This window comes from Seohaeicola sp. (genome assembly GCF_048006315.1).
Classification (GTDB): domain Bacteria; phylum Pseudomonadota; class Alphaproteobacteria; order Rhodobacterales; family Rhodobacteraceae; genus Seohaeicola.
The window spans coordinates 3,386,036-3,399,372 of record NZ_CP180350.1 but is presented as its reverse complement, the minus strand read 5'-3'; the positions used below and the strand labels follow the sequence as shown (position 1 = coordinate 3,399,372).

The window sequence follows — 13,337 nt, the reverse complement described above, 5'->3', positions numbered from 1 at the left end:
TGTTGGCCCGTTTGGGCTTTTGCTTTTTGTCGTTCAGAACGCCTTGAATGTCGGCGTGGTCAGGGTGCGTTCAATTCCGGGAATGTCCAGCAGGTGATCATTGATATATTTGCCCACATCGGCCCCTTCAGGAATATACAGCTTCATCAGAAGATCAAACGCGCCGGATGTCGAGTAAAGCTCGGAATGAATCTCGCGCAGAACGATCTGTTCGGCCACGCGATAGGTCAGGCCCGGCTTGCAACGGACCTGGACGAAGACGCAGGTCATGGCCGCGCCTCCTTCAGGCGGAAACGCTGGATCTTGCCGCTTTCGGTCTTCGGCAGACCTTCGCAAAAGACGATGCGGCGCGGATATTTGTAGGGTGCGATCTGCGCCTTGACGTGATCCTGCAGCGCCTTGGCCGTGGCCTCCGACGCCGCGGCCCCGTCGCGCAGCACCACATGGGCCTGCACGATGGCGCCGCGCTCGGCGTCGGGCACGCCGATGACGGCGCATTCGGCCACATGCGTATGCGACAGCAGCGCCGCCTCGACCTCGGGGCCGGCGATGTTGTACCCGGACGAGATGATCATGTCGTCGTTGCGCGCGGCGAAATGCAGGTATCCGTCCTCGTCCATGACAAAGGCGTCGCCCGTCACGTTCCAGCCATCCTGCACATAGGCCGCCTGGCGGTCATCGGCCAGATAGCGGCACCCCGTGGGTCCGCGCACCGCCAACCGGCCGACCGTGCCGCGCGCCACCTCGGCCCCGTCCTCGCCGATCACCTTTGCCTCGTATCCCCGCACCGGCTTGCCGGTGCAGGCCGGGCGATGATCGTCAAAGCGGTTGGTGATGAAGATATGCAGGAGTTCCGTCGCCCCGATCCCGTCCAGCATCGGCTTGCCGGTCTTGGCCATCCATTCGGCGTAAACCGGCGCGGGCAGGGTCTCACCGGCGGATACGGCGGCACGCAAGGATGACAGATCCGCCCCCTGCTCCATCGCCGCCAGCATCGCGCGATAGGCGGTCGGCGCCGTAAAGCACACCGTCGCGCGGTATTTCTGGATGATCTCGATCATGTTGGGGGGCGAGGCGTTTTCCAGCAGGGTCGCCGCCGCGCCAAAGCGCAAGGGAAACACCGCAAGCCCGCCCAGCCCGAAGGTGAAGGCCAAGGGCGGCGAGCCCACGAACACATCCTCGGGCGTCACGCCCAGAACCTCGCGCGCATAGCCATCCGCGATGATCAGCAGATCCCGGTGAAAATGCATCGTGGCCTTCGGCGCGCCCGTGGTCCCCGATGTGAAGCCAAGAAGTGCCACGTCATCGCGCCCCGTCGGCACGGCCTCGAACTGCACGGGCTTTTCCAAGGCCAGCCGGTCCAGTTCGGCATCATGGTTCGACGTGCCGTCGAACCCCGTCACGCGGGTCAGAAACCGCGATCCCGCCGCGCAAGCCTCCATCTCCTCCATCAGCCGCGTGTCGCACAGGGCATGGGTGATCTCGGCCTTGTCGACGATCTTGGTCAACTCGCCCGCCCGCAGCATCGGCATGGTGTTCACCACCACCGCCCCCGCCTTGGTCGCGGCCAGCCAGCAGGCCACCATTGCGGGATTGTTGGCAGACCGGATCAGTACCCGGTTCCCGGCCTTCACCCCCAGATCATCGACCAGCGCATGCGCCAGGCGGTTGGTCCAGTCCGCCAGCTCCTTGTAGGTCCGCCTGCGCCCGTTGCCGATCAGGGCCGTGCGGTCGCCGAAACCGCGCGCCACCATGGCATCGGTCAGTTCCACCGCGGCGTTCAGCCGTTCGGGATAATCGAACCCCTCCAGCAACAGATCGGGCCATTGCGCGCGGGGCGGCAGGTTGTCCCGCGTGAAGGTATCCACATGCGCGCTTGGTCCCAGCATCTGCATCACTCCCCCTGAAAAGCTCCCATGGCCTGCCGCGCGATGACGACGCGCTGCACATCGGACGCGCCCTCGTAGATCCTGAGCGCGCGGATCTCGCGGTAAAGCCGTTCGACCACGGCACCCGATCGCACCCCGTCGCCGCCGTGCAACTGCACCGCCATGTCGATCACTTTCTGCGCCTCGTCCGTGGCATAAAGCTTGGCCATGGCCGCCTCGCGCGTCACGCGCGCGGCACCTGCATCCTTGGCCCATGCCGCGCGGTAAACCAGCAGCGCCGCCGCATCGACGCGCAGCGCCATATCCGCGACATGCCCCTGAACCATCTGCAGATCGAACAGCGGCGCGCCCTGCACCTGCCGGGCCTGCACGCGGGCCAAGGCCTCGTCCAGCGCGCGCCGCGCAAAGCCCAGCGCCGCCGCGGCGACGGTGGACCGGAACACATCCAGCACCGACATGGCGATGCGGAACCCCTGCCCCCGCGCCCCGATCAGCGCAGAACCCGGCACCCGCACCCCGTCAAAGCGCAGCCTTGCCAGCGGATGCGGCGCGATTGTCTCCAACCGCTCGACCACTTCGAACCCCGGCAGGCCCGCAGGCACCACGAATGCCGACAGCCCGCGCGCGCCCGGCGCCTCGCCGCTGCGGGCAAAGACGGTATAGACATCGGCGATCCCGCCGTTGGAAATCCACGTCTTCTCGCCGTTCAGGACAAACCCGTCCCCATCTGCTTCGGCCGTCATGGTCGAACTGGCCACATCCGATCCCGATTGCGGCTCGGTCAGCGCAAAGGCGGAAATCGCGCGGCCTTCGCGCGTCCGCGCCAGCCACTCGGCTTTCTGGTGATCGGTGCCGAACAGCGACAGCGCCCCGGTGCCCAGCCCCTGCATGGCAAAGGCGAAATCCGCCAGACCGTCATGGCGCGCCAGCGTTTCACGGATCAGGCAAAGCGTACGCACATCCAGTGCGCCCTCCATGGCCCCGGAATGCATCAGCCACCCGCCCTGCCCCAGCATCGCCACCAGCGACCGGCAGGCCGCGTCCGTATCGGCATGATCCACGCCGCCCAGATGCGCCGCGCACCAGCGGTCCAGCGCCACGGCCAGAGCCCGGTGCCGATCCTCGAAGAACGGCCAGTCCAGAAACGACCGATCAGCCATGACGCACCGTCCCCTGTTTCTTCTTGCCAAAAATATCCGAATCCATCGCTCAATCCCCCGCGAAGACGGGCTTTTCCTTCGCAACGAAGGCCTCGTAGGCCCTTGTGAAATCCTGCGTCTGCATGCAGATCGCCTGCGCCTGCGCCTCGGCCTCTATGGCCTGGTCGATCGACATCGACCATTCCTGCGCCAGCATGGTCTTGGTCATCATATGCCCGAAGTTCGGCCCCGCCGCGATGCGCGTGGCCATCTCCTGCGCGGCCTCCGCCAGCCCGTCCCCCGGCACCAGCCGGTTGAAGAAGCCCCATCTCTCGGCCTCCTCGGCCGTCATGACGCGCCCGGTATAAAGCAGTTCCGCCGCGCGCCCCTGCCCGATGATGCGCGGCAGGATCGCACAGGCGCCCATGTCGCAGCCCGCAAGGCCGACGCGGGTGAACAGAAACGCGGTCTTGGCCTCGGGCGTGCCGATCCGCAGGTCCGAGGCCATGGCGATGATCGCCCCCGCGCCCACGCAGATGCCATCCACCGCCGCGATCACCGGCTTGCCGCAGTTCACGATCGCCTTGACCAGATCGCCTGTCATCCGCGTGAAGGCCAGCAGCTCCTTCATGCTCATCCCGGTCAGCGGGCCGATGATGTCATGCACATCCCCGCCCGAACTGAAATTGCCACCGTTCGAGGCAAAGACCACCGCCTTGACGTCATCGGCATAGACAAGGTCGCGGAACCAGTCGCGCAATTCGGCATAGCTGTCAAAGGTCAGCGGGTTCTTCCGCTCGGGCCGGTCCAGCGCGATGGTGGCGATGCCGCCTTCTATCCGGCACAGGAAATGTTGCACATCGGTCCGCATCGTCATTCGGTTGCTCCCTTGTCGTCAAGTTTCTGCGCCAGCGTCCTGAGCCGCGCGGCATAGCTGCGCGCCTCCTCGGGGCTGAGTTCGGCCAGCATCGCGTCGATCCAGGCCTCGTGCTCGGTGGCCTGGCGGGCAAAGACCTCGGCGCCCTTGGCGGTCAGCCGCACCAGCGTGGCGCGCCGGTCGCCCGCCACCGGCACGCGCATGACCAGCCCATCCTCGGCCAGCCGGTCCACGATGCCCGTGACATTGCCGTTCGACACCCGCAGCACCCCGGACAGCGCGCTCATCCGCAGGCCCTGATCATGCCGGCTCAGCGCCGCCATCACGTCGAAACGCGGCAAGGTGCTGTCGAATTCCATGCGCATGCGTTCGCGCAGCTCCGCCTCGATCTTGCGGGTGACCGCCAGCAGCCGCAGCCACAGGCGCAGGCGCTGTTTGGATCCCTGCTCGGCCAGCCTGATCTGTGGTGTGCTGCTCATATCTCGCCCCCCGACACGCTCAATGCATGACCGTTCACCATGGATGCGCCGGGCGACGCCAGGAACATCACCGCCGCCACCACCTCGTCAGGGGCGATCAGCCGCCCCATCGGATTGTCGCTGACCACCTCGGCCAGCGCCGCCGCGCGGGTCAGGTCGAACCGTTTCTGCACCGCGCTGATGGCCGCCTCGGCCAGGTCGGTATCGACGAAACCGGGGCAGACCGCGTTGCAGGTGATGCCCTTGCCCGCCACATCCAGGGCGACGGAGCGCACCAGCCCCAGCACGCCATGCTTGGCCGCCGCATAGGCCGGAACTGTCGCACCGCCCTTGAGGCTGGCGGTCGAGGCCATGGCGATCAGCCGCCCGCCCGCCCCCATGCCGCGCAACGCCTCGCGGAACAGCAGGAACGTGCCCGTCATGTTCACCGCAAGCGTGGCGTTCCAATCGGTCAGGCTGACACCGCGCAGCTTGCCCGCCACCCCGCCGCCCGCATTGGCGATCACCACGTCATAAGGGGCATCGAACAGGGCCTGCACCTGCGCCTCATCGGTCACATCGGCGGTGCGACAGGTCATGTCGAAACCCTGCGCCGTCTCTTCAAGCGCGGCCAGACGCCGCCCGGTGATGGTTACCCGGTCGCCCGTCGCCGCAAAGGCCCGCGCCACCGCCCGCCCGATGCCTGATCCGCCACCTGTGACCAGAACGCGCCGGCTCATACCTTGCCCACCTGTTCGGCGCCACGCTCGGCCAGCCGCATCGCCTGATCCCGCCCCGCGAGGTAGGGCAGCGGCCAGTGCGTCTGGCGGTCACCCAGCGCAACCCCGGCATGCAGCGTCCAGTAGGGATCGGCCAGATGCGGCCGCGCAAGGCACACCAGGTCGGCCCGCCCCGCCATCAGGATCGAATTCACGTGATCGGGCTCGTAGATATTGCCCACCGCCATCGTCGCCAGACCGACCTCGTTGCGGATGCGATCGCTGAAGGGGGTCTGGAACATGCGCCCGTAGACGGGCCGCGCGTCCGTCGATGTCTGGCCCGCCGAGACGTCGATGATATCCGCCCCCGCCGCATGGAACATCCGCGCGATCTCGACCGCCTCGGCCGGGGTCACACCATCGTCGCCCGCCCAGTCATTGGCGGAAATCCTGACCGACATCGGCTTGGCCGCCGGCCAGGCCGCCCGCATCGCGCCAAACACCTCCAGGGCCAGCGCATCCGGTTTTCCAGACTCCCGCCGTATTCATCCACCCGACATTCGACAAGGGCGAGATGAAGGACGACACAAGGTACCCATGCGCCGCGTGCAGTTCGATCATGTCGAACCCCGCGCGATCCGCCATCTGCGCGGCCGCCACGAATTCCGCCGTCACCCGGTCCATGTCGGCGCGGGTCATCTCACGCGGCACGGCGTTGTCCTTGCTCCATGGAATGGCCGAGGCCGAGATCAGATCCCAATTGCCTGTCGCCAGCGGCGCATCCATCTTTTCCCAGCCAAGCTGCGTTGATCCCTTGCGCCCCGCATGGCCGATCTGGCAGCAGATCTTCGCTTGCGTCTCGGCATGGGTGAAATCCACCAACCGCCGCCAGGCAGCCTCATGCGCGGGCGCATAGAGGCCCGGACAGCCCGGCGTGATCCGGCCATCAGCCGACACGCAGGTCATTTCCGTGTAGACCAGCCCCGCGCCGCCCTTGGCGCGTTCGGCGTAATGCACGAAATGCCAATCGGTCGGGCAGCCATCCACCGCCTTGTATTGCGCCATCGGTGACACCACGATCCGGTTGACCAAGTCCATGTCGCGCAACCGGAACGGCGCGAACATCGGCGCGCGCAGCGCTGCATCGGCGGGCACACCCGCCTGCGTCTGGAACCAGCGTTCCGCCGAGGCCAGCCATTCCGGGTCCCGCAGGCGCAGGTTCTCGTGGCTGATCCGCTGGCTGCGCGTCAGCAGCGAGTAGTTGAACTGCACCGGATCAAGATCCAGATACCGCTCCACCTCCTCGAACCATTCCAGCGAATTGCGCGCCGCCGATTGCAGGCGCAGCACGTCCAGCCGCCGCTCGTCCTGATATTTGACGAAAGCCTGTTCCAGCGTGGGTTCGGTATCCAGATAGGTCGCCAGCGCGATCGCGCTGTCCAGCGCCAACCGCGACCCCGACCCGATCGAAAAATGCGCCGTCGCGGCGGCATCCCCCATCAGCACCACGTTCTGATGGTGCCAGTGCGCGCAATTCACGCGCGGGAAGTTGATCCAGACAGCCGATCCCCGCAGATGATTGGCATTCGACATCAGGTCATGCCCGCCCAGATGCCCCTCGAATATCTTGCGGCATGTTTCGACCGTTTCTTCCTTGGTCATCTCGGCAAAGCCCCAGGCATCCCATGTTGCCTGCGTGCTTTCCACGATGAAGGTCGCGGTCTTGTCGTCGAACTGATAGGCATGGGCCCAGACCCAGCCATGCTGCGTCTTTTCGAAGATAAAGGTGAACGCATCGTCGAATTTCTGATGCGTGCCCAGCCAGATGAACTTGCACAGGCGGGTGTCCACATCCGGCTTGAAATGCTCCGCCCACTGGCTGCGCACGCGGCTGTTCAACCCGTCCGCCGCCACCACCAGATCGTATCGGCTTGCGTAATCCTCGACCGGGCCCACCTCGGTTTCGAACTGCAGGTCGACACCCAGCTCCGCCGCGCGTTCCTGCATGATCGTCAGCAGCTTCATCCGCCCGATCCCGGCAAAGCCATGCCCGCCCGACACGGTGCGATGCCCGTCATGCACCACGGCGATATCGTCCCAATAGGCGAAATTCCTGCGGATCGTGGCCGCGCTGACCGGGTCATTGGCTTCAAGGTTCTGAAGCGCATCGTCAGACAGGACCACACCCCAGCCGAAGGTATCATTCGGGCGATTCCGTTCGAACACGGTGATCTGCGCGTCAGGCTGGCGCAGTTTCATCGAGATGGCGAAATAGAGCCCTGCCGGACCGCCCCCAAGACATGCAATGTTCATGCCGCGCCTCCTTCGATGATGTCACAGGCAAAGCCTATCGGGGCTGAAATATATTTCAAGCCTAAATGTTTTAGGTTTGAAATATATTTGCCGCAAACAGGGCAGGCATCCGATGAGCCCGCAGCCATCCGTCCTGATGGGAAAGGCACAAGCTTACGCTGCGTCAAGCATGCCACAACCGCATGAAAATCGCCGGCCAACCTATTGTTTGGCCCAGCCGGTGGCCCAAATAAGGCCCAGCGCGCATTCGATGCCAGTTTTTGAAGTGAATATGCCGGTTTGAGGGGCTCCCTGCACCGGTCAGGGCGAAACCGTGTTGCACACCGGGTTTCAACCTCTTTAAAACGGCGCAACCGCATTGCCGCCAACGGTATGACAGGTCGACCAGGGAGCCCAACACGTGTCTTTGATCCTCATCGCTGCCCTTCCGTTCCTCGGCGCGCTTCTGCCCGGCCTGATGATCCGTTCCGGGCGGACAGCCTGCGCCTGGGCCACGGCCTCGGTCACGCTGACCGCGCTGATCGGCCTACTGGTCCACGCGCCCGCCGTGATGCGCGGCGAGGTGATCCAGTACCAGCTGGAATGGATGCCGCTGCTGGGGCTGAACGCGAACTTCTTTCTGGACGGTCTGGGCCTGCTGTTTGCCGGGCTGATCCTTGGCATCGGGCTTCTGATCATCATCTATGCGCGGTTCTACCTGTCGCGGCAGGACCCGATGGGGCAGTTCTACACCTATCTGCTGCTGTTTCAGGGTGCGATGGTGGGCATCGTTCTGTCTGACAACGTGCTGATGTTGCTGATCTTCTGGGAACTGACCTCTCTGTCGTCCTTCCTGCTGATCGGCTACTGGAAACACCTGCCCGAAGGGCGGCAGGGGGCGCGCATGGCGCTGGCCGTGACCGGCATGGGTGGCCTGGCGCTGATCGGGGGCATGCTGATCCTGGGCAATATCGTGGGCAGCTACGACCTGACCGTGATCCTGCAAAACAAGGAATTGATCCAGGCAAGCCCCCTTTACCTGCCCGCGCTGATCCTGATCCTGCTGGGCTGCTTTACCAAATCCGCGCAATTCCCCTTCCATTTCTGGCTGCCGCACGCGATGGCGGCCCCCACGCCCGTGTCGGCCTACCTGCATTCGGCCACGATGGTGAAGGCGGGGCTGTTCCTGATGGCGCGGCTCTGGCCGGTGCTGGCGGGCACGCCCGAATGGTTCTACATCGTCGCCACCACGGGCCTGATCACCATGGTGCTTGGCGCGGTGATTGCGCTGTTCAAGGATGACCTCAAGGCGCTTCTGGCGTTTTCCACGGTCTCGCACCTGGGTCTGATCACGATGCTGCTGGGCTTCGGCACGCCTTTCGCGGCCGTTGTCGCGGTGTTCCACATCATCAACCATGCCACCTTCAAGGCGGCACTGTTCATGAGCGCGGGCATCGTCGATCACGAGACCCATACCCGCGACATCAAGCGTCTTGGCGGATTGCGCCACCTGATGCCCGTGACATTTACCATCGTGATGGTGGCGGGCCTGTCGATGGCCGGCATCCCGCTGTTCAACGGCTTCCTGTCCAAGGAAATGATGCTGGACGCGGCCACCGAGGCGGCGTGGAACGGCAACCACTGGCTGGTGCCTGCGCTGGCGACGCTGGGCGCGCTTTTCTCGGTCGCCTATTCGTTCCGCCTGATCGTGCACACCTTCCTTGGCCCCAAGCGCGACGATTATCCGGCCAAGCCGCATGATCCCGGTTTCGGCATGTGGGCGCCGCCTGCGCTGCTGGCCGTGCTGGTCGTGCTGATCGGCATCATGCCTGCGCTGATGGTGGGCCCCCTGGTGGCCACCGCATCCGGGGCCGTGATCGGGGGCGATCTGCCCTATTACTCGCTCAAGATCTGGCACGGCGTGAACGCGGCACTCTTCATGTCAATCGCAGCCGTCGTGGGCGGCCTTGTCCTGCTGGCGATGCACCGGCCGCTGGATGCCGCCTGGATCCGCGCGCGCCGCCCCGAGGCCAAGGCGATCTTCGACGCGCTGATGCGCGCCGTGACCGGCGCGGCCAACGCGCTGACAGATGGCCTGCACAACGGCGCGATGACACGCTATGCCGCCGTCTTCACGCTGGCCGTGATCGCTGCGGGCAGCGCGGCCTGGTTCGGCGGCACCAATCCCGCCCCCGCGCGCGAGGCTCTGGCCATCGGTCCGGTCCCCCTGATCGGGTGGATCCTGCTGATGGTGGCAACGGTCTGCATGGTGGCCTACCACCGCAACCGCCTGTTGTCGCTTGTGCTGATGGGGATCGTGGGCCTGATCGTGTCGGTAGCCTTCGCCTACATGTCCGCCCCCGACCTTGCGCTGACGCAGATCTCGGTCGAGGTGGTGACGATCATCCTGCTGCTGCTGGCGCTGAACTTCCTGCCCAAGCATTCCCCCGTCGAAAGCAGCAACGCGCGGCGGTTCCGCGACGGCACCATCGCCGTGCTGGGCGGTCTTGCGGTGGGTGGCCTGTCGCTGGCCATGCTGCTGTCGGATTTCTCGCAGGAAAGCATCTCGGCCTTCCATCTGGCCAACTCCAAGCCCGGCGGCGGCGGCACCAACGTGGTTAACGTGATCCTGGTGGACTTCCGCGGCTTCGATACCTTCGGCGAGATCATCGTGCTGGGCATCGCCGCCCTTGTCATCTTCGCGATGACGGAATTGGTGCTGAACAGCCCTGTCGGCGCATGGCTGAAGCAGCGCCCGATCAACCCGCTGGAGGCCGGTGACCGTCACCCGCTGATGATGGTGGTGGCAACCCGCGTGATGATGCCCATCGCCCTGATGGTCGGTGTCTTCATCTTCCTGCGCGGCCATAACGAACCGGGCGGCGGGTTCATCGCCGGTCTGATCGTGGCGATCGCGCTGGTGATGCAGTACATGGCCAGCGGCTTTGACTGGGCCACGGCGCGCCAGCGCTATCCCTATCACATGATCATCGCGCTGGGGGTCTTTGCCGCCGCCTTCACCGGGATCGGTTCCTGGTTTGCGGACCGGCCATTCCTGACCAGCAACTACGGCTATTTCCAGATCCCGCCGATGGGCGAGTTCGAACTGGCAACCGCCATGGCCTTCGACGTGGGCGTGTTCCTCTGCGTCGTGGGCGCGGTGATGCTGGCGCTGGAAAGCCTGTCGCGCTTTGCCCACCGGGCCGGTGACCGGCCCAGCCCCTACCCCATGGATATCGACCCCTCGCGGGATCTGCCGCAGGAGGCGAAGGACGCGTAATGGAATACCTTCTTGCAAGTGCGATCGGCGCCATGACCGCCGCCGGGATCTACCTGCTGCTGCGGCAGCGCACCTTTCCGGTGATCCTTGGAATCTCGATGCTGACCTATGCGGTGAACCTGTTCCTGTTCGCCTCGGGGCGGATTGCGATCAACCTGCCGCCAGTGCTGCTGAACAAGACGCCCACCTATACGGATCCGCTGCCGCAGGCGCTGGTGCTGACCGCGATCGTGATCTCCTTCGGGATGACGGCGGTGGTGGTGCTGATGGGCCTGGGCGCCTACCTGTCCGCCCGCACCGATCATGTGAACCTGAATGAAGGCCAGGACGACAACGCGGAGGCGGGCAAATGAACCACTGGATCATCGCCCCCGTCCTTCTGCCCGCGTTGATCGCGGCCGTCATCATCCTGGCCGCGCGCTATCAGGTCGCGCTGCAGCGCGTCTTTTCGGTCGCCTCGACCCTGGGACTGCTGGGCATCTCGACCGGCCTGCTGATCGAAAGCATGAGCGGCCGGATCGGTGTCTACGAGCTGGGCAACTGGCCCGCACCCTTCGGTATCGTGCTGGTGCTGGACCGCCTATCGGCCACGATGATCACCCTGACCTCGGCCCTGGCCGTGGCGGTGGTGCTTTACGCCATCGGGTCCGGCTGGGACAAGCGCGGCCATCATTTCCATGCGCTGTTCCAGTTCCAGCTGATGGGCATCCTGGGCGCTTTCCTGACCGGCGACGCCTTCAACCTCTTTGTGTTCTTCGAAGTGCTGCTGATCGCCTCCTACGGGCTGATGATCCACGGCGGCGGCGCGGTACGGCTGCGCGCGGGCGTGCAATACGTGCTTTATAACCTGCTGGGATCGACCCTGTTCCTGTTTGCGCTTGGCACGATCTACGCGGTGACCGGCACGCTGAACATGGCGGACCTTGCGCTGCGGGCGGCAGAGCTGCCTGCGGATGACACCGCGATGATCCGCGTGGCCGCGATCCTGTTGCTGCTGGTCTTCGCGGTCAAGGCTGCGCTGATCCCGTTGCATTTCTGGCTGCCCGCCACCTATGCCGAGGCGCCGGCCCCGATTGCCGCCCTTTTCGCCGTGATGACCAAGATCGGCGCCTATGCGATCATCCGCATGTACACGCTGGTCTTCGGGCCGGATGTGATGGTCACCGCCGATATCATCGGCCCCTGGCTGATGCCCGCGGCCATCGTGACGCTGGTCATCGGCATGGTGGGCGTGCTGGGTGCCACCCACCTTGGACGGCTGGCGGCTTTCGCCGCGGTGGGGTCCATGGGTACGCTGCTGATCGCGGTGGCGCTGTTCACGCCGCAGGCGACCACGGCGGCGCTTTACTACATGATCCATTCGACCCTGGCCGGTGCGGCCCTGTTCCTTGTCGTCGACATGGTCCGCGCCCGCCGCCAGTCCGAGGATGACGCCATCGCCCCCCGCCCTGCCATCGCGCAGAACGGGCTGATCGCCGCCTATTTCTTTGCCGCCGCCATCGCCATGGCGGGGATGCCCCCGCTGTCGGGCTTTCTGGGCAAGCTGCTGGTCATGGACGCGGTGCGCGCGCATGATATGGTCTGGATCATCTGGGCCGCGATCCTGATCGGATCGCTGATCGCGGTCGTGGGCTTTGCCCGCGCGGGCAGCCTGGTGTTCTGGAAGGTGGAAACCCAGCCCGAGGACGCAACACCCGACGCCGGACCGGGCACCCCGCCTGCCGCCCTGCCCTTCGTGGCGACCGGTTCCCTTGTCGCGGGCATCGTGGCACTGACCGTCTTTGCCGGGCCCGTGACGGCCTTCCTGTCGGACACATCGGCGCAGATCTTCGACCGCCAGTCCTATATCGCGGCCGTCATGGAAACGCCCCGCGCCATCGAAGCTGAAAACCTGCCTCTGGAGGGGACGAAGAAATGATCGGACGCATCCTTCCTCATCCTTTGCTGACCCTGACGCTGGTCGTGGTCTGGCAGATGCTAGTGAATTACGTATCGCTCGGCACGCTGGTTTTCGGCCTGATCCTTGGCATCGTGATCCCGCTGATCACCGCGCCCTATTGGCCGGACCGCCCACGCCTGAAGAACCCCGCGATGATCGTCGAGTTCATCCTTGTCGTGCTGTGGGACATCGTCGTGGCCAATATCGTCGTGGCCAAGACGATCCTGTTCACCCGCAACACCGCGATGCATCCCGCATGGGTCAGCATTCCGCTGGATCTGCGCACCCCCGAGGCGATCACCGTGCTGGCCGGAACCATCACCATGACCCCCGGCACCGTCAGCAGCGATGTGGCCGCCGATGGCCGCAGCCTGCTGGTGCATTGCCTTGACGCGCCCGACCCGGACGCCGTGCGCGACGAGATCAAGCAGCGCTACGAGCGTCGCCTGAAGGAGATTTTCGAATGATCCTGACCTATGCCCTGATCTTCACCACCGGCTGCTTCGCGCTGGCCCTCTTGATGAACCTCTGGCGGGTCGTCAGCGCACCCGGCGTGCCGGACCGCATCCTGGCGCTGGACACGATGGTGATCAATTTCATCGCGATCCTTGTGCTTTACGGGATCATCGAAGGCACCGCCGTCTATTTCGAAGCCTCGATCCTGATCGCCATGGTCGGCTTCATCTCGACCGTGGCCTATGCGCGCTTCATGCTGCGCGGCAACATCATCGAATGACGGGGGAT

General features: G+C 65.1%; 11 protein-coding genes and 1 pseudogene. 5 read left to right on the top strand and 7 right to left on the bottom strand.

What is annotated here, in order from left to right:
• Window positions 1-33: 33 nt before the first annotated feature.
• From ACMUJL_RS16860 to ACMUJL_RS16830, 7 genes and pseudogenes are all read right to left on the bottom strand, one after another.
• The gene (locus tag ACMUJL_RS16860) at window positions 34-270 is read right to left on the bottom strand and encodes an Lrp/AsnC ligand binding domain-containing protein (protein ID WP_375572276.1); all 237 of its coding nucleotides are present in this window, start codon (window positions 268-270) and stop codon (window positions 34-36) included.
• Window positions 267-1,889: an AMP-binding protein gene (locus ACMUJL_RS16855; RefSeq protein ID WP_375572278.1), complete on the bottom strand. Its 1,623-nt coding sequence runs from the start codon at window positions 1,887-1,889 to the stop codon at window positions 267-269. The genes ACMUJL_RS16860 and ACMUJL_RS16855 overlap by 4 nt, the downstream gene beginning before the upstream one ends.
• A 5-nt stretch (window positions 1,890-1,894) precedes the next feature.
• Window positions 1,895-3,049 carry an acyl-CoA dehydrogenase family protein gene (locus ACMUJL_RS16850; protein ID WP_068295338.1) on the bottom strand — a complete coding sequence of 385 codons (1,155 nt, stop codon included), beginning with the start codon at window positions 3,047-3,049 and terminating at the stop codon, window positions 1,895-1,897.
• 49 nt (window positions 3,050-3,098) lie between these two features.
• Window positions 3,099-3,899: an enoyl-CoA hydratase family protein gene (locus tag ACMUJL_RS16845; protein ID WP_068295447.1), complete on the bottom strand. Its 801-nt coding sequence runs from the start codon at window positions 3,897-3,899 to the stop codon at window positions 3,099-3,101.
• Window positions 3,900-3,901: 2 nt separating this feature from the next.
• Complete coding sequence (locus ACMUJL_RS16840) at window positions 3,902-4,384, bottom strand: MarR family winged helix-turn-helix transcriptional regulator (protein WP_068295340.1); 483 nt, start codon at window positions 4,382-4,384, stop codon at window positions 3,902-3,904.
• Window positions 4,381-5,103, bottom strand: a complete 723-nt coding sequence (locus ACMUJL_RS16835) for an SDR family NAD(P)-dependent oxidoreductase (protein WP_375572280.1) — start codon at window positions 5,101-5,103, stop codon at window positions 4,381-4,383. The genes ACMUJL_RS16840 and ACMUJL_RS16835 overlap by 4 nt, the downstream gene beginning before the upstream one ends.
• Window positions 5,100-7,395, bottom strand: a pseudogene (locus ACMUJL_RS16830) (bifunctional salicylyl-CoA 5-hydroxylase/oxidoreductase). The gene ACMUJL_RS16835 and the pseudogene ACMUJL_RS16830 overlap by 4 nt, the downstream one beginning before the upstream one ends.
• A gap of 400 nt (window positions 7,396-7,795) precedes the next feature.
• On the opposite strand from ACMUJL_RS16830, the gene ACMUJL_RS16825 reads away from it, so the two are divergent.
• The 5 genes from ACMUJL_RS16825 to ACMUJL_RS16805 are packed head-to-tail and all read left to right on the top strand — an operon-like array spanning window position 7,796 to window position 13,329.
• Complete coding sequence (locus tag ACMUJL_RS16825) at window positions 7,796-10,654, top strand: monovalent cation/H+ antiporter subunit A (RefSeq protein ID WP_416914357.1); 2,859 nt, start codon at window positions 7,796-7,798, stop codon at window positions 10,652-10,654.
• Complete coding sequence (locus tag ACMUJL_RS16820) at window positions 10,654-11,007, top strand: Na+/H+ antiporter subunit C (protein WP_068295346.1); 354 nt, start codon at window positions 10,654-10,656, stop codon at window positions 11,005-11,007. Before ACMUJL_RS16825 ends, ACMUJL_RS16820 begins: the two co-directional genes overlap by 1 nt.
• Window positions 11,004-12,572: a monovalent cation/H+ antiporter subunit D gene (locus tag ACMUJL_RS16815; protein WP_375572287.1), complete on the top strand. Its 1,569-nt coding sequence runs from the start codon at window positions 11,004-11,006 to the stop codon at window positions 12,570-12,572. The genes ACMUJL_RS16820 and ACMUJL_RS16815 overlap by 4 nt, the downstream gene beginning before the upstream one ends.
• A complete protein-coding gene (locus ACMUJL_RS16810) occupies window positions 12,569-13,060 on the top strand; it encodes a Na+/H+ antiporter subunit E (RefSeq protein WP_068295351.1) in 492 nt (163 codons plus the stop codon). Before ACMUJL_RS16815 ends, ACMUJL_RS16810 begins: the two co-directional genes overlap by 4 nt.
• A complete protein-coding gene (locus tag ACMUJL_RS16805) occupies window positions 13,057-13,329 on the top strand; it encodes a K+/H+ antiporter subunit F (protein WP_375572289.1) in 273 nt (90 codons plus the stop codon). The genes ACMUJL_RS16810 and ACMUJL_RS16805 overlap by 4 nt, the downstream gene beginning before the upstream one ends.
• Window positions 13,330-13,337: the final 8 nt, after the last annotated feature.